The organism is Thalassobacillus devorans (assembly GCF_900176565.1).
GTDB lineage: Bacteria > Bacillota > Bacilli > Bacillales > Halobacillaceae > Thalassobacillus > Thalassobacillus devorans_A.
On record NZ_FXEH01000004.1, the window covers coordinates 517268 to 534239 of the forward strand.

Annotated in this window: 17 protein-coding genes; 14 read left to right on the forward strand and 3 right to left on the reverse strand. The window is 44.2% G+C overall.

Features of this window, described 5'->3' with window-relative positions:
• Positions 1 to 27: 27 nt before the first annotated feature.
• From B9Y67_RS04475 to B9Y67_RS04485, 3 genes are all read right to left on the reverse strand, one after another.
• Complete coding sequence (locus B9Y67_RS04475) at positions 28 to 987, reverse strand: ornithine cyclodeaminase family protein (RefSeq protein ID WP_085505558.1); 960 nt, start codon at positions 985 to 987, stop codon at positions 28 to 30.
• A 23-nt stretch (positions 988 to 1010) separates the two neighbouring features.
• Positions 1011 to 2177 (reverse strand): NAD(P)/FAD-dependent oxidoreductase, encoded by a 1167-nt coding sequence (locus B9Y67_RS04480; protein ID WP_085505559.1) that lies wholly within the window; start codon positions 2175 to 2177, stop codon positions 1011 to 1013.
• A 105-nt stretch (positions 2178 to 2282) separates the two neighbouring features.
• A complete protein-coding gene (locus tag B9Y67_RS04485) occupies positions 2283 to 2858 on the reverse strand; it encodes a phospholipase D-like domain-containing protein (protein ID WP_085505560.1) in 576 nt (191 codons plus the stop codon).
• Between the two features lie 180 nt (positions 2859 to 3038).
• Between B9Y67_RS04485 and B9Y67_RS04490 the strand changes: the two genes are divergently transcribed.
• The 14 genes from B9Y67_RS04490 to B9Y67_RS04555 all read left to right on the forward strand — a co-directional run bounded on the left by B9Y67_RS04490 (position 3039) and on the right by B9Y67_RS04555 (position 16946).
• Complete coding sequence (locus B9Y67_RS04490; protein ID WP_139823725.1) at positions 3039 to 3311, forward strand: hypothetical protein; 273 nt, start codon at positions 3039 to 3041, stop codon at positions 3309 to 3311.
• Positions 3312 to 3678: 367 nt separating this feature from the next.
• A complete protein-coding gene (proC, locus tag B9Y67_RS04495) occupies positions 3679 to 4533 on the forward strand; it encodes a pyrroline-5-carboxylate reductase (RefSeq protein ID WP_085505561.1) in 855 nt (284 codons plus the stop codon).
• A gap of 67 nt (positions 4534 to 4600) precedes the next feature.
• A complete protein-coding gene (gene proB, locus B9Y67_RS04500) occupies positions 4601 to 5764 on the forward strand; it encodes a glutamate 5-kinase (RefSeq protein ID WP_085505562.1) in 1164 nt (387 codons plus the stop codon).
• Between the two features lie 18 nt (positions 5765 to 5782).
• Positions 5783 to 7045: a glutamate-5-semialdehyde dehydrogenase gene (locus B9Y67_RS04505; RefSeq protein ID WP_085505563.1), complete on the forward strand. Its 1263-nt coding sequence runs from the start codon at positions 5783 to 5785 to the stop codon at positions 7043 to 7045.
• A 159-nt stretch (positions 7046 to 7204) separates the two neighbouring features.
• On the forward strand, positions 7205 to 7804 hold the full coding sequence (locus B9Y67_RS04510; RefSeq protein WP_085505564.1) for a biotin transporter BioY: 600 nt from the start codon (positions 7205 to 7207) through the stop codon (positions 7802 to 7804).
• Positions 7805 to 7820: 16 nt separating this feature from the next.
• A complete protein-coding gene (gene bioB / locus B9Y67_RS04515; protein WP_085505565.1) occupies positions 7821 to 8813 on the forward strand; it encodes a biotin synthase BioB in 993 nt (330 codons plus the stop codon).
• Between the two features lie 284 nt (positions 8814 to 9097).
• Complete coding sequence (gene glsA / locus B9Y67_RS04520; RefSeq protein WP_085505566.1) at positions 9098 to 10030, forward strand: glutaminase A; 933 nt, start codon at positions 9098 to 9100, stop codon at positions 10028 to 10030.
• A 157-nt stretch (positions 10031 to 10187) separates the two neighbouring features.
• Entirely contained in the window at positions 10188 to 11123 is a 936-nt protein-coding gene (gene rfbA / locus B9Y67_RS04525; protein WP_085505567.1) for a glucose-1-phosphate thymidylyltransferase RfbA, read from the forward strand.
• Positions 11116 to 12150 carry a dTDP-glucose 4,6-dehydratase gene (rfbB, locus tag B9Y67_RS04530; RefSeq protein WP_085505568.1) on the forward strand — a complete coding sequence of 345 codons (1035 nt, stop codon included), beginning with the start codon at positions 11116 to 11118 and terminating at the stop codon, positions 12148 to 12150. The genes rfbA and rfbB overlap by 8 nt, the downstream gene beginning before the upstream one ends.
• Positions 12129 to 13079: a glycosyltransferase family 2 protein gene (locus tag B9Y67_RS04535; RefSeq protein ID WP_085505569.1), complete on the forward strand. Its 951-nt coding sequence runs from the start codon at positions 12129 to 12131 to the stop codon at positions 13077 to 13079. The genes rfbB and B9Y67_RS04535 overlap by 22 nt, the downstream gene beginning before the upstream one ends.
• Before the next feature lie 5 nt (positions 13080 to 13084).
• Complete coding sequence (locus tag B9Y67_RS04540; RefSeq protein WP_369668740.1) at positions 13085 to 13771, forward strand: GNAT family N-acetyltransferase; 687 nt, start codon at positions 13085 to 13087, stop codon at positions 13769 to 13771.
• The gene (locus tag B9Y67_RS04545) at positions 13768 to 14139 is read left to right on the forward strand and encodes an EamA family transporter (RefSeq protein WP_254901698.1); all 372 of its coding nucleotides are present in this window, start codon (positions 13768 to 13770) and stop codon (positions 14137 to 14139) included. The genes B9Y67_RS04540 and B9Y67_RS04545 overlap by 4 nt, the downstream gene beginning before the upstream one ends.
• 10 nt (positions 14140 to 14149) lie before the next feature.
• Positions 14150 to 15280 (forward strand): dTDP-4-amino-4,6-dideoxygalactose transaminase, encoded by a 1131-nt coding sequence (gene rffA, locus B9Y67_RS04550; protein WP_085505571.1) that lies wholly within the window; start codon positions 14150 to 14152, stop codon positions 15278 to 15280.
• Positions 15243 to 16946, forward strand: coding sequence for a DUF6044 family protein (locus tag B9Y67_RS04555; RefSeq protein ID WP_085505572.1), 1704 nt, complete (start codon positions 15243 to 15245; stop codon positions 16944 to 16946). The genes rffA and B9Y67_RS04555 overlap by 38 nt, the downstream gene beginning before the upstream one ends.
• Positions 16947 to 16972 lie beyond the last annotated feature (26 nt).

The window sequence follows — 16972 nt, forward strand, 5'->3', positions numbered from 1 at the left end:
AATCTCCCCTTTAATAAGTATTGCACCTCATAACGTCAGTGAGGTGCCGAGATTTTTCTGTTGTGCCTTTTGGTAGATGTGGTAGGCTGCTACCGTATCAAATAAGCCCATCCCTGTTGATTTGAACAGAATGGTTTTCTCCCGGTCGATCGCTTGGACGCCAGTGACGACTTTTGAGAAAGAGATGACTTGAGAGGGGTGAAGCCACTTTTGTTCTAAAGGTTGGGCAATATCCCCAGACTCCTGGATGGCATCGGTGCTATCTACATATACATTGTCGATCAGCCGGTAGACGGCATGTGGAAATTCGCGCATGTCCGGTCGGAAAGAGCCGACACCCATCAGAAGTTTTCCTTTCAATAACGCTTCATCATCCGGAAGAACCGGATGACGGGATGTAGTGGCAGTTATAACGACTTCACTTTTTTCCACCGCGTCTGCGGCTGAGTGATGGATACTGATTTTGATATGCTCACCTAATTCCTTTTGCAATTGATCAACAAAGTCGATCATACGAGCCTTGGAGCGGTTGAACAGATGAATATGCTTGATATCCCGTTCAGCACAAGCTGCCAGTGCCTGGTAGAAACCTTGCGCTCCGGTTCCAATCAATGCCAGGTTGGCGACGTCCGGGCAGCTCAGGTGTCTGACTGCTGACCCGCCAATCGCACCCGTCCGCATGCCAGTTAAAACCGTTCCATTTAACATAGCGATGGGGGTGCCTGTTTTGGTATCATTCAAGGTGACAAGCCCCTGGATTACCGGAGTATTAATGTTTTTTGGATGTGCAGCCACGAGCTTAGTGCCAATTACGTCTCTCGTTACGCACGGCATCAACAAAAAATCATTTACACCGTGGGGCACCCGCATTCTTGTGGGCATATGATATTGCTTCGCTTCATATGTTTGATAGGCGAGATCGATACTGTCTGTCACTTCACTCATTGATACCGCCTGTTTTATCGCTTGTTCATTGAGATAGAGCATGAAACCAGAACCTCCCAGCTTTACTAAACTACTGCATTTTCAATAACAAGATCATTCTCCTCAAACCGTTCGAATCGAAGGGGACTCAAATCCAGTGTCTGGTAGCTGCCAGTCACCAATAGTTCCGCCAGGCATTTTCCTACCGCTGGCGCCTGCTGCATGCCATGTCCACTGAAACCACACGCCAGATAATAACCGGTCAGCTTAGGATGGGGGCCGATAATGGCGTTCTGATCCAGGGTGTTATGGCTATATAATCCTGCCCAGCCGCCAGTGATTTTTGCCCGCACGAAGTTTTTGATACGCTGGGCCAGAACCGGCCATAATTGCTCTTCAAAAAACGCCCTTGTCCAACGGAAATCGTAGCCAGGTTCCACTTTTTCAGAGAATCCGGAGATGATTTCTTTTCCTTCATGCCGGAAATAGACACCAGTCGGATCAATAGTCAGTGGGATTTCTTTTGAAAGGGGGTCTGCAATATCAAATTGTATGACTTGCCGTTTCAATGGCACAATCGGGAGCGGCAGGTTTAATTTTTCGCTGAGCACAGGAGCCCATGGACCGGCACAATTAATAACACGGGGAGCATAATATGTCTCACCATTGTCGAGCTGTACACCAGTGACTCCATCTCGATCTGTTAAAATCTGGTCCACTCCTTCATACACATAATCGGCCCCCAGCTGCTTCGCTTTTTTGATGTAGCCCTGCATGACGGAATAAGGATCGAGGTAGCCATCTTCCGCACAATACAACCCTCCTGCAAGGTCATCCGTCGTAAGTTCCGGAATGATATCCTTTAGTTCCTCTGGAGAGAGGAACTGTGAAGGAACGCCGTATTGCTGCTGCTTTTTCATCTGATACTCCAATTGTTTATGAGATTCCTGGTGTCCCAGGAAAAGGTAGCCTCTTTGCTTGAAGTCGATTTCCGCAGGTTCGCCATTTACTGCCATATCTTGTGGAAAGCTTAAATATTTTTTTAGACTGTAGCGGCTGATTTGGATATTGATGTCCGTGGTGAACAACTGCCTTATCCCGCCTGCGCTGCGCGGTGTTGAGGAAAATTCATAGAGTTTATCTTTCTCAAAAACAGTCACTTCACCAGTGAAGCCGTCCTGAAGCAAGTGATAGGCGATGCTCGAACCCATCACGCTGCCTCCGATAATGATGATGTCGCTTCGTTTTCCCATAAATTCACCTCTTTTCAGCTTGTACTATGAAAATATTCGAGAAGAGAGGATTTGATGAATAAAGGAGGGGGAGAGGAGCTAGTAAAGGCACTCCTAGAAATTAAATCAGGCGTATTTTTTTCCAGATAAAGAATGATAGCTTTTATAATTCCGGCTGTCCTTCCATTTCGCATTAAAAACTTTCGTCCATTCCTGCGCCGTTTTCCTATCCCGCAGGATGACGATTACTTCATCATTCCTGTTTTCGGCTGAAAAAGTGAAGTTGTAGGAACCACTTGAAATCACCTGCTGGTCAGCAATCATTGCTTTCAGGTGCATAATCCCTTCATGGTTATTTACTTTGATCGGAATGCCGCATTGCAAAAGTTTTTGGACATTTTCTTTCTGCTTATTGAGTGTCTTCAACTGACTGTCATCTGTCAGCACCCGAACGTGAACTCCTCGTTTTGAGGCCTTGCAAATATGAGTGACAAAGTCTTCCTCTGTCAAAATGAATACCGCAACGTCCAGCGTGTGATTGGTGGCATCGATGATTCGAAGTAATTCTTCCTTTGGTGATCGGCTGCTTTTCGAAAAAATATAATCGATGCTTTTATCTGATTTATTCTGATATTTAAGATAAGCTGCATAGCACGTGGCTCCGGCCACAAAAGTTAAACCTGCAGCAGTGATCACTTCCATTTACATCCCACCCTCTCGCCTTATATATATGGAGAAAATGGTTCGTCCCATACGCTATCTTTGCTCCTGGTTGAAATTTTTAAAAAATCAGCACTAGCCCACCCTTAATTGGGTATCTGTCATAGGCTAAAGCGTAGGCATTCGACTTGCTGTTATCAATCAAGGAGGCGAATAGTAAGTATGGATCACGAATTTTATCCGTATCCTGCTCCAGAAATGATGGCTTCATATCCACCAATGGAGATGGATTACGATATGCGGAATTATGATGATGGAAGGAACTATCCATTTGTAGGAAGTCTGGCGACTGGTCTGGCTGGAGGGTTGATTGGCGGTCTGCTCGTTCCAGGATTGTATGGTGGTTTTTATGGTGGTTATCCTTATGCGCCATATGGCGGCTATTACGGTTATCCTTATGGCGGGTATCCCCCATACGGCGGTCCGTGGTGGTAGGACACAGAAAAAACGCTTGTTACCGGGATTTTTCCGGCAGCAGGCGTTTTTTGTACTTTGAATGTTTACTTTTATTAAGGATGAGAAAATCTAAGGCTTTCGCCATAAGAACTTGGAGAGTAATCCAAGTTTTTCTAAATGTTCACTAGATATTTGAACTACTTATAAACTCGCAAATATCCGTTTGAGCAGCTGTATAGCGACTTCTCTTCGGCCAGGAATGAGATAAATAGAAATGGTAGCGTTTACATGGACTATCTCGCGTATATACATATAAATTGCCAAAAACCCCTTGAATAATCACATCAGCGTGTTACTATGAAAAACATTGAATTCACACACACGCCAATTGCGAAAAAAAGGAGAGATGTCATTGTTTAATAAAACAATCGCTTTTTTAGGAGCCGGATCAATGGCAGAAGCTATGATCAGTGGAATAGTCGAAGCCGAAACGATTCCGGTCAATCAGGTAATTGTAACTAACCGGAGCAATCAGGACCGGTTGAATCATATACAAACGAAATATGGAGTACGTACGACCCCACTTCAACAATTGAATTACGACGAAGTCGACATTTTCATTCTGGCTATGAAGCCGAAAGATATTGATCGTGTCCTTGATTCGTTAAAAGATAAACTTAACGCCGACCAGGTACTTCTATCTGTATTGGCTGGTATTTCTACTAGTCATATGGAAGAAAACATGAACGACGGCCAGCAGGTCATCCGTGCGATGCCGAACACATCGAGCATGGTAGGTGAATCAGCTACGGCAATATCACCAGGACAATATACAGGTATCGATAATGTCGTTGCAGCTAAAGAACTACTAAAATGTATTGGTAATGTATTCGTAATCGACGAAGAGCAGATGGATATTTTTACAGGAATTGCTGGAAGCGGACCGGCTTACTTCTATTATTTAATGGAACACATCGAGAAAGCAGGTCAGGAAGGCGGTCTTGACCGCGACACAGCAAGAGAAATCGGTGCCCAGACCATTCTTGGTGCAGCAAGAATGCTTCAGGAGCAGGACGATACTTCAGCAGAGCTGCGGGAAAAAGTTACTTCCCCGAATGGCACGACTGCTGCCGGACTTGATGCATTAAATAAACATGGCGGCGGAAATGCCATCGCTCAGGCAGTAAAAGGAGCGGCAGCTCGCTCCAATGAAATGAGTAAAGCGAGCCGCGTAAAAGAAAAAGAACTTGTTACAAAATAAATGTAGCATAAAAATGCACAAACATGTATAATAATTTAAAAATAATTCATTAAATTGTATAAATATAATGGTCAAACGAGAGGATAGGAGTGATAGATTGACACAACAATCACAGAAAAAACGCGTAGTCATTAAAATCGGAAGTAGTTCACTAACCAGCTTACATGGAGAAATCAGCCGCAGAAAACTAGAAAAGATAGTAGATGAAGTCGTTCGTTTGAAAGATGACGGACATGAAGTATTGCTCGTATCCTCAGGAGCAGTAGCTGCAGGCTACCGCAAGCTTGGCTGCCTTTCAAGACCAAGCACATTGCCGGAGAAGCAAGCAGCAGCATCCATCGGGCAAGGATTACTAATCGAATCTTATTCAGACCTCTTTTTATCCCACGGGTATGTTGCTTCACAAATCCTGATTACACGCAGCGATTTTTCAGACGAAAATCGTTACGAGAATGCTAGAAATACCATTAATGTCTTATTGGAGAGAGGAATTATCCCCATCATCAACGAGAATGATACGATTACCATCGACCGTTTGAAGTTCGGTGATAACGATACTCTTTCCGCTAAAGTAAGTGCCCTTGTCGATGCAGATAAACTCATTATTCTTTCTGATATTGACGGGTTGTACGATGCAGATCCTCGTAAAAACAAAGATGCTAAACTACTAGAAAAAGTCCATGAAATCACACCAGAAATTGAAGCTGCTGCAGGAGATCCCGGAAGTGCGGTCGGCACCGGTGGCATGAAATCAAAGATTGACGCATTTAAAATAACGATGGCTTCCGGAATTGCAGCGTTTCTAGGAAAAGCAAATGCTGCTGACATCATTTATGACGCCGTCTATCAAAAAGCGCGCGGTACCTATTTCGAATCGAAGCCGGAAACGTTGAACCTTGACCATAAGAAACAGTGGATTGCTTTCAATTCCGGTCCAGAAGGGGAAGTAGTCATTGATAAGGAAGGTAAGAGCCTGATTGTGGAAAGCAAAGAAGGACTTCTTCCCGGCAATATTCATCATGTCAAAGGACGCTTTAAAGAAGGAGCAGTTGTCCGGATCAAGGATGTCCATGGAGAGGATATCGGACTTGGCGTTGTCAATTATTCTTCCAAACAAATCAGCCAGATTGTCAGCATGACGGAAGAAGAGATAGCGGAATACAAGCAAGCTGCTGTAGAAAAGAAACATCTTGTCTGCCACCTGGAAGTTTCCGTTCCAGTCGGCGTGTAAATTATAAGGAGGTAAATGATGACAACCATCAAACCAACAGTGAATGTGGAAGCACAGGCGATTGAAGCGAAGAAGGCTGCCAAAAAGTTAGCGATGTTGACGACAGAAGAAAAGAATCAGACACTCAACCTTTTAGCGGATAAGCTGGAAGCAGAGTACAAAGCCATCCTGGAAGCCAACGAAAAGGACTTGGAAAACGGCCGCCAGCAAGGCTTTGAGGATGCATTTATGGATCGCCTCGCTCTTTCAAAGGAACGTATTTATGATTTTGCCAATGGACTGCGTGAAGTTGCAGAACTGGAAGATCCAACGGGACACGTTTTGTCTGACTGGACGCTGGAGAACGGTCTTGGAGTAGAAAAAGTAACGGTTCCTCTTGGGGTCATCGGTATGATTTATGAAGCTCGTCCAAACGTGACGGTTGACTCCACCGGTCTTGCATTGAAGTCCGGTAATGCGATTGTCTTGAAAGGTGGATCGTCAGCCATCAACTCCAATCGCGCGATTGTAGAAGTTCTGCATCGCGGACTTGAGGAGACGAAAGTACCGAAAGAAGCCGTACAATTCATTGACAGCACTGCACGTGAAGCGACACAGCAGTTGTTTACGATGAAAGAGCACGTCGATGTCTTAATTCCTCGCGGAGGCGGCTCCCTGATCAGTGCGGTTGTGAATAACGCGACCGTTCCAGTGCTGGAAACAGGCGTAGGTAACTGCCACGTATATATTGATAAGGAAGCGGAAGTTGAAAAAGCATTAAACATTCTTGTTAATGCAAAAACAGACCGTCCTGCCGTCTGTAATGCTGCGGAAACACTGATCGTCCACAAAGACTGGTTGAATGAAAATCTTGATGCTTTGACGAAAGCATTGAAAGATAATGACATCAACGTCCATGGGGATGAGGAAATTGTTAATGTCATGCCGGACGCTGTTGAAGCTGGCGAGTCCGATTGGGCGAATGAATACTTGAGCAAGGATATCGCTATTAAAACGGTCAACGATGCAGCTGAAGCAATCAATCATATTGAAACTTATGGCACAAAGCACTCAGAAGCTATCGTTACAGAAAATGCAGATACAGCCAAAATGTTTAAGAGTCTGGTAGATGCTGCTGCAATCTATCATAACGCATCCACGCGTTTTACCGATGGTGGAGCACTAGGTTTTGGCGCGGAAATCGGAATCTCTACTCAGAAATTGCATGCTCGCGGACCTATGGGCTTGCCTGCTCTTACAACGGTTAAATATATCATGTCCGGAAACGGGCAAGTACGCTAATTGTTTGTTATACCCCGGGGCCTCCAGTAAATGGAAAACCGGGGTATTTTCTATGCAATAAAAAAAGTCTATGAATTTTTCTGTCTTTTATGTTAATCTATTGTTAACCAAAAAATAATAGCGGTTAACGTTAACAGGAAAGACAGGAGGATGTTACATATGAAGAAGAAAAAGTTCACGGCACTTGATTTAACGATGGGGAGCTTGTTTGTAGCTTTGACAGCAGTCGGAGCTAACATTACGTCCATCGCTCCTTTCATGGTAATCGGAGGAGTTCCGATTACATTGCAGACATTTATTGCAATTCTCGCAGGTATTGTACTGGGGAGCCGTCTTGGTGCGTTTTCCATGTTTGTGTATATGGTTCTGGGTTTAGCCGGTGCGCCGATATTTGCTCAATTCAAAGGCGGAGCAGGGGTTATGTTATCGCCGACCTTCGGATTCATTGTTTCTTTTATTCTATTAGCTTATGTCGCAGGTAAAATGGTAGAGGCAAAAAGAAGTTTTCCCATGTACGTGAGCGCTGCGCTTGTCGGTATGGTGATCAATTATATCGTAGGTACCAATTGGATGTATGCCGCCTATCTTTTCTGGTTTGAAGCACCAGAAGGATTGACCTATCAAATGGTATGGGCCTGGATGGCTGTTCCACTTCCAAAAGATATCATTCTATCCGTACTTGCCGGGTATCTTGGCTATCGTTTAGAAACAGGGGCGCTGGCACATACCAAATTCCGTAAACAACAGCAGGCTGTTTAATAAGGGGGGCACTTGTATGAACTGGAATTTACTTGCTGAACATGTACTAGCCGGACATGAACTTTCAGATGAAGAGGGTCTTGCCATTTTAGAAAGTGAGGACGATCAGATTTTGGAATTGCTTCATAGTGCTTATCAAATCCGTAAACACTACTATGGCAATAAAGTAAAATTAAACATGATCGTTAACACGAAGTCCGGTTTCTGTCCGGAAAATTGTGGCTATTGTGCCCAGTCCATCGACTCGGAAGCTCCGATCCAAAAATACAGGATGATGGATAAAGATACGATTGTCCAAGGAGCTGAACAGGCCCACCGGCTTCAATCGGGAACCTACTGTATTGTAGCCAGCGGGCGCGGGCCGACGAACAGGGAACTGAATGAAGTGACAGCAGCTGTACAGGAAATAAAAGCCAAATACGACATGAAAGTCTGCGCATGCCTTGGTCTCCTCCGCCCAGAGCAGGCGGATAAGCTAAAAGAAGCAGGTGTTGATCGTTATAACCATAATATCAACACTTCCAAAAACCATCATGATGCTATTACCACTACACATACATACGATGATCGAGTGGAAACTGTCAATTATGCAAAGCAGGCTGGCATATCTCCTTGCTCTGGTGTCATCGTCGGGATGAAAGAGTCCAGGCTGGATGTGGTTCATATGGCTAAGGCATTAAAAGAACTCGATGCAGATTCGATTCCAGTCAACTTTCTTCATGCCATTGATGGCACTGCATTAGAAGGTACCAATGAGTTGACTCCGATGTATTGTTTAAAAGTACTCGCTCTGTTCCGGTTTATTAATCCTGCGAAAGAGATACGAGTTTCCGGTGGCAGGGAAGTCAATTTAAGAAGCTTGCAGCCTTTGGGTTTATATGCGGCCAACTCCATTTTTGTCGGGGATTACCTGACTACTGCCGGGCAGGAAGGTACGAAAGATCATCAGATGCTGAAAGACCTTGGTTTTGAAATTGAATACCCTACGCCTCAGCCTTTAGCTGAATAAAAGCATGGACCCCCGGGGGGGTTCATGCTTTTTATTCTAGTCTAGGAAATTAAAAAATGATTTCTTTGTTGATAACTTTAGTTGGTGGGTCACTTCCAGATCCAGCGCCTACCCCCTCGAGGTCTTAAGTCAATCCTCTCTGTGACAAAAAACGTCACTCCGAGGCTTGTCTTAAGCTTGTCGGGGGTGAGCAAGGCGCTTGCGCTTTTGTTCTGTCGGAGTTTAACATGCAGCGATAAGGTTAAAGATGAATAGAAAAGTACTGGAGATGGAGGAATGGGGTTATGACAAAACTATCAAATGTCTATATACAGGAAATCGTGAAGGAGTGCCGGCCATTTGCTTCTTCCGGAAGTGTTATCGATCATATACCTGGAAAGGATCAATCGCACCTTACCAAGCTGGGAATAACGGTCATCTCAGACGACGGAGACACCTATTCTGCAGGTGATGATGATTATATCTTTTCCTTGCAGAGTATTTCGAAAGTAATCAACCTTTTGATGGCTCTCGAAGACTTCGGCGAGGACACGGTTTTTCAAAAAGTAGATAAGGAACCAACCGATGATTTTTTTAATTCTATTTCTAATTTAGAAGACTACGAACATCAGAAACCATATAATCCGATGTTGAATTCAGGGGCTATTGCTATGGCAAGTCTTATCAAAGGCACAACAGTAGAAGAACGGTTCAACCGTGTATTGGAGTTTATCCGAACCATTACCGGTAATGAAAAAGTCGATATGGATGAAGATGTTTATAAAGCTGAAGTGAAAAATGGATCACGCAACCGCTCTTTAGCTTATTTTATGGAGAGTCTTGGAATCCTACCGCATCAAGAGCTGGAAGCTGCGCTCGACCTTTACTTCCGTGTTAATTCGATTATGGTCACCAGTCATGAGCTGGCCGAAATTGGATGTTTCCTCGCTCGCCAAGGGGAGAAGGAAGGGAAACAAATAATCGATCCTCGCCATGTTGGGACAACCCTGGCGATCATGATGACTTCCGGTATGTATAATGAATCAGGTTCTTATGCCGTAGATGTAGGATTTCCTATCAAAAGCGGCGTTTCCGGCGGGATCACTGGTGTTGTCACAGGAAGAATGGGCATTGGTATCATCGGCCCGGCAATCAATAAAAAAGGAAACAGTATCGCTGGTGGAAAAGCACTAAGGAAACTATCCCAGGATTTGAACCTGAATCTCTTCCATGCCTAATGACCTTAAGGGCTTAGGCGATAAGCCAAGTTTATCTACTACCTTCGATGTTTTGTAAAATATTTGTAATGAAAATGTAAGTTTAAGCAAGCAGGCTAAAAGGTAAAAGGAAAAGAATCTAACCTATGTGATTGTTGATTACCAGGAGGGCGATTTTATGAAGGGAATCATTTTGGCTGGAGGCAGTGGTACAAGGTTGTCCCCTAGTACGGATAGCATTAATAAACATTTGCTGCCTGTCTACGACAAGCCGATGATCTACTATCCTTTATCCATTTTGATGCTTGCTGGCATCAAAGAAATTTTGATTATAAGTACCGAAGAAGATACACCAAGATTTGAAAAAATGCTAGGCGACGGCACATCGTTAGGGATTGATATTTCTTATATAGCACAGGAGGAGCCTAACGGCATTCCGGAAGCATTCATTGTTGGAGAAGATTTTATTGGCGACGATGATGTGACCTTGATTCTCGGTGATAACATCTTCTACGGGCAAGGTTTGACCGATATGCTCCGAAAAGCGATCAAAAATCACCAAGGAGCGACTGTGTTTGGCTATCGTGTCGGAAATCCCCAGCGTTTTGGTGTTGTTGAGTTCGATAAAAATAAAAAAGTTATATCGATTGAAGAAAAGCCGGAGGAGCCAAAATCTGACTTTGCTGTGACCGGATTATATATTTACGACAACCGCGTTATCCAGATGTCCAAACAGCTGGATTATTCGGACCGGGGAGAATTGGAAATCACGGATATCAATAAGCTGTATTTGGAAGCAGGAGACCTGGATGTCCAGTTGTTAGGCAGAGGTTTCGCCTGGCTGGATGCAGGTACGCATGATTCTCTGTTTGAATCTTCCCAGTTCATCAAAAACATCGAACAGCGGCAAGGGTTCAAGGTTGCCTGTATTGAAGAGATCGCTTATTATATGGGCTACATTTCCCGTGAAGAATTATATGAGAAAGGGAAGCAGATGGAAAAGAATGATTATGGAAAATATCTGATGGATATTGCTAACCGAAAACACGTCCAGCAATATTGGGAGGACGTTGTCGATCAAAACCCTATGATAGGATCGGTGAACAATGAGTAGAGATAAAAAGACGTTATTAATTACAGGGGGAGCGGGATTCATCGGCTCCAATTTTATCACTTATTTTTTGAAGGCACATGATGACTACGAGATTGTCAACTTGGATAAGCTTACGTACGCAGGATCGCTGGAAAATCTACGCGAGGCAGAAACCTTTGTCAACTACCATTTCATAGAAGGCGACATTGCGGATGAGGAAGTCGTGGAGAAGGTGTTCGCTGATTACGACATCGATGGTATCATTCATTTTGCTGCCGAGTCCCATGTCGATAAATCCATCGCGGATACGAAGCCGTTCATTACGACAAATGTGGTAGGTACAGTCAACCTGCTGCAAACAGCTAAACGCGATTGGGAACAGAAGGGTGTCCTGTCGGAACGACGATTTCACCATATATCAACCGACGAAGTATATGGCTCATTGGAGGAAGATGGAGCATTCACGGAGGAGACACCGTATGACCCACGGAACCCATATAGCGCATCAAAAGCAAGTGCCAATATGCTGGTCAACAGTTACCACAATACGTATGGGATGAATGTTGTCATTTCCAGCAGTTCCAACAATTACGGGCCGAGACAGCACGATGAAAAACTGATTCCTACCATTATCAGGAAAGCACTGGACGGAGAAGCAATTCCGATCTATGGTGATGGTCAGAATATTCGGGACTGGCTCTTTGTAACGGATCATTGCAAGGCGCTGGATAAGGTATTCCACGAAGGGAAGGCAGGGGACACCTATAATATCGGCGGCAGAAATGAACGGACGAATATGGAAATGACGAACCGGATCTGCGAGCTTCTTGATGAACATCAACAAGAAAGAAAGCAGGAACTTTCTCTTTCCAGTTTTAAGGATTTGATTACATTTGTAGAGGATAGACCAGGCCATGACCGAAGATATGCCGTAGATGATACGAAAATTAGACAGACGCTAGGATGGAAGCCAGTGGTGGAACTGGAAAAAGGCCTTGCCGAAACCGTAGTATGGTACATGGATAAATGGAGGAAACAAACGCAGTGATCTCCGTTGTCGTACCCATCTACGGTTGTGAGGCATGCCTGGAAGAATTATATACGCGTATTAAAGACACGATGAGTTCGATACCGATGAACTTTGAACTGATTCTTGTCAATGACGCCAGCCCGGATGATGCCTGGCCGACTATCCAAAAACTCCACCACCAGGACCCGAGAGTAAAAGGTCTCAATTTATCGCGAAACTTCGGTCAGCACCATGCAATTACCGCAGGTCTCGACCACACCAACGGCGATTGGGTAGTAGTCATGGATTGTGATTTACAGGATCAGCCGGAAGATATCGCGAAACTATATGGAAAAGCTCAGGAAGGTTATGATGTCGTCTTCGGTTCCCGGGAGGAGCGTCAGGACCACGCCTTGAAGCGGATGTCTTCGAAACTTTTTTATAAAGTATATGACTACCTGACGGAGCGATCTTCCGACCATACAATCGCTAATTTCAGCATCAGCCATAAAAAAGTAATCAAAAGTTTCCGCCAAATGCGCGAGCAGAACCGATTGTTTCCGTTGTTCATTCAATGGATGGGATATAAGTCGACGAGGATAGTCGTCAACCATAATAAACGGGAGCATGGGAAGTCATCGTATAACCTGAAAAAATTAATCAGTTTGGCGACAGACGTTATCATTTCTCAGTCGAACAAACCGCTCCGGTTATCGATTCAGTTCGGTTTCTTCATATCACTCATCTCCTTCCTGTATGGGTTATATTTGATCTTTAAATACTTTGTCATGGAGTATCATGTGGCAGGCTGGACGAGTGTGATGGTTTCGATTTATTTTATCGGCGGTTTGGTATTCTTCAATTTCGGGGTGCTCGGACTATATATCGGAAAAGTATTCAACGAAACAAAAGGGCGACCATTATACATTATAAGTGAAACAACAGAAGACGAAGAAGGCATGAGGTGATTGAAATGACAAACTACTTACGAGAAGCGCCATGGGATCGACGGAATTTCGGGATGGATACCTATGAAGTGACGTCACCTGAAGAAGAAGCGTTAAAAGAAACAGATGAGACACCAGGGCATTTCACATTGAAGGTGGACCCGATGGTTAACAAGAAGCCGATTTTGGAGCATGGTTTCTTTTATGCAGACACTTTGATTACCCCGGTCTGTAAAAAAGATCAGCTGGTAACCTTCACTGAAAATCAGTTCGGCATTACCCGTGATGGAAGTTTTGATACGATCGTCTCGTTTTCCGAAGGTGCTTTCAAAATGGGGCGTTATCATCGCGACTTCCACGTGAAGACAGAAACAGCTGAACAGCGGTACATCAACTGGCTGCGGGATCTATATGAAGCGGACCAGGTGATGTTCCTTACGTATGAAGGGGAGATCGCTGCCTACTACGCCTATCAGGACAATTCGATTTTACTGATCGGGATGGATGAAAAATTACGCGGAAAAGGACTTGCCAAACCACTCGTAAGCAAAGCGTGTGAGGTATTATTTTCTTATGGCCATGAAGACCTGAAGACTTCGGTCTCAGCCATTAACTTCCCATCGATGCAAATGTTTTATTCCCTTGGGTTCAAAATGAAGCAGGCAGTGGATGTCTATCATAAGTGGAATGCGGATGTGTCTGACGGCGTATGATGATGGGCTATTTTTATATTTTTTCAACCATCCTATTTACGGTGTATGGCCAGCTGATTCTGAAATGGCGGATTGAAAAGTATGGCAGTTTGCCGGAAGAGCTTAAAGACAAAATCGTATTTTTGTTTCAGCTGCTGCTAGATCCATTGATTCTTTCCGGGTTTTTATCGGCGTTCGTTGCATCGATTTTCTGGATGGCGGCGATGACCAAATTTAACATCAGCTATGCGTACCCGTTCATGAGTCTTTCGTTTGTCCTGGTTTTCCTTTTATCCGTCGTGATGTTCGGGGAGCCAGTCACCCCGCAGAAAGTAATTGGGCTGGGCTTAATTGTGTTGGGTATTATCGTAACGAGTCAATCTATTTGAGGTGTTAGCAATGATTCCATTCAATAAACCATGTGTAACAGGAAAAGAAAATGACTATATTCAAGATGCCATCAACAACGTGAAACTATCCGGAAACGGTCCGTACGGGAAGAAATGTTCTGAATGGCTGGAGTCCTATTTGAAGGCAGAGAAGGTGTTATTGACACCTTCCTGTACCCATGCCCTGGAGATGACAGCCTTGCTTATCGACATTCAGGAAGGGGATGAAGTGATCATGCCTTCCTACACGTTCGTTTCGACAGCGAATGCGTTCGCCCTTCGAGGAGCTCATATCAAATTCGTCGACGTTGAACCGGAGACAATGAATATCGATGCTTCACGAGTAGAGGACGCAATCACTGACCGGACGAAGGCAATTGTGGTAGTCCATTACGCCGGAGTAGCCTGTGATATGGATACCATTATGGCAGTTGCTGAGAAGTATAACCTTTATGTCATCGAGGATGCTGCCCAGGGGCTGCTCAGTTCTTATAACGAAAGAGCGTTGGGTACCATTGGACATTTCGGGGCATTCAGTTTCCATGAAACGAAAAACTACACGTGTGGCGAAGGCGGGGCGTTGATCATCAATGAGCAACGTTTCATCGACCGTGCTGAAATCATTCAGGAAAAAGGGACGAACCGCTCCCAGTTCATCCAGGGCAGGGTGGATAAATACACATGGCGTGACATCGGTTCTTCCTACCTGTTAAGCGATTTGAATGCGGCATACCTATATGCCCAGCTCCAGGAAGCAGAAGCCATCAATGACGATCGGCTTGCTGTGTGGCAGGCATACTGGGAAGGGTTGAAGCCACTTACGGAGCAGGGAGTAATTGAACTTCCAACGGTTCTGGAAAACAGGGAACACAATGCCCATATGTTTTATATCAAGACGAAAGATGAGCCGGAACGAAAGCGGCTGATCGAGCACTTGAAGGAACACGACGTTATGGCTGTCCCTCACTATGTTCCGCTTCATTCCTCTCATGCGGGAGAAAAGTTTGGAGAAATGAGCGGCCCTGATGTCTATACGACTAAGGATAGCGAGCGTCTGCTCCGTCTACCACTGTATTACCAAATGGCGAAAGAGGATGTCGGTCATGTTGTCCAACAAATTCGAGCTTTTTACGAAGCATAAACTATTAGTGATCGCCTCTTTGATTTTGGCAGCATATTTGCTGCCTTATTATCTTTTAGGCGAAGATACCCACATTAGAGTCCATGATAATCTCGATTCTAATATCGTCTGGTTCAAGCTGGTAGTAGAAAATAATTTAATTTTTGCTTCACCGAATGAAATGCTGCCTAGTATCATCAATGGACTTCCGAGAAGTGCTCTGCCATCAGGGCTTGATGCAATGGTCTGGCTGTATGCTTTGTTTGAGCCTTTTACGGCTTACACACTCAATCAGACCATTATGCGCGTTGTAGCACTGTTTGGGATGTATTTTCTACTGGCTTATTATTTTGAAAAACAGACAGGTACATGGACAAATTACCAGTTGCCGATTACGGGAGCTGCCTTGACGTTTGCGCTGCTTCCATATTGGCCGTCCGGCGCTCTTTCTATGGCGGGGATGCCGCTTGCTTTGCTAGCATTCATGAAAATTCGTGAATTCGGCAGACATGCAAAGAAACGATACTGGCTCATGCTTGTACTTATCCCGTTCCATGCCAATTTCATTCTGGCATTTTCTTTTTTTATCTCAATCATTGGTGTCGTCTGGCTGATAGATTGGATTCGCTATAAACAGTTCAACTGGCCATTTTTCAATTCGATAGTATTGATGACCAGTATTTTTCTGATTAAAAATTATATGGTCATCTACTCGATGTTTCTGGACAGTGAGTATGTCCCTCACCGGGAAGAATTTGAATTGGGAGATAAAGATGCAGTTGGTGCTTTCCAGCTGGGGATTGAAAATTTTCTCTTTGCCCATACCCATGATGAAACTTTTCATTATCGATTCATCTTCCCGGCGGCAATGGCTGCGATTCTTCTTGCTGTATGGAAGAGGATGGTGCCAAAGCTGCTCATATCCCTGTTGGCAGCTAATTTAATTCTGTCCATTTGGTATGGCTATTGGTACTGGGAAGGCTGGCGTGTACCAAAAGATACGATTTCTCTGTTGAACAATTTCAACTTCAGCCGTTACCACTTTCTGCATCCATTACTCTGGTATGTTGTTTTTGGGCTTGCTATGGGAATCATCCAAAAAAGGGTGTTTTTAGGTAAATTTATTGTACTAATGCTCATTCTTAGCCAGATTGCTATATTATTCCCGCTTGGCGAAGAATCGAAGTACAGCGAGTTTGATTCTTTTACGTATAAGGAGTTTTACTCAGAAACACTCTTTGACGATATTAAAGAATATATCGGAGAGGATCCTTCTGATTATCGAGTCGTGTCAATTGGGATGCATCCGACGATTGCCCAATACAATGGCTTATGGACCTTGGATACCTACAACACGACCATCCCGCTATCTTACAAGCATTCCTGGCGGGAAGTAATAGCTCCGGAATTGGAAAAGAACGGATCGCTCGAGCATTATTTCGATACATGGGGAAGCAGGCTGTACTTGTATGTCGATGAGTTGGGAAAGAACTATGATTTTACAAAAGAAAGTGACAAGCAGATTGAACAGCTCGATATTAACACGGAGCATCTCGCAAGTATGGGCGGGAAGTATATTCTATCTGCAGTTCCGATTCAAAATTATGAAGAAAATAATCTCACATTTGAACGTGTATTTGAAAGTCCCTCCTCACCATGGAGAATTCATTTATATAAAATTGGATAACAAAAGAGCTGTATTCGGCCATCTTG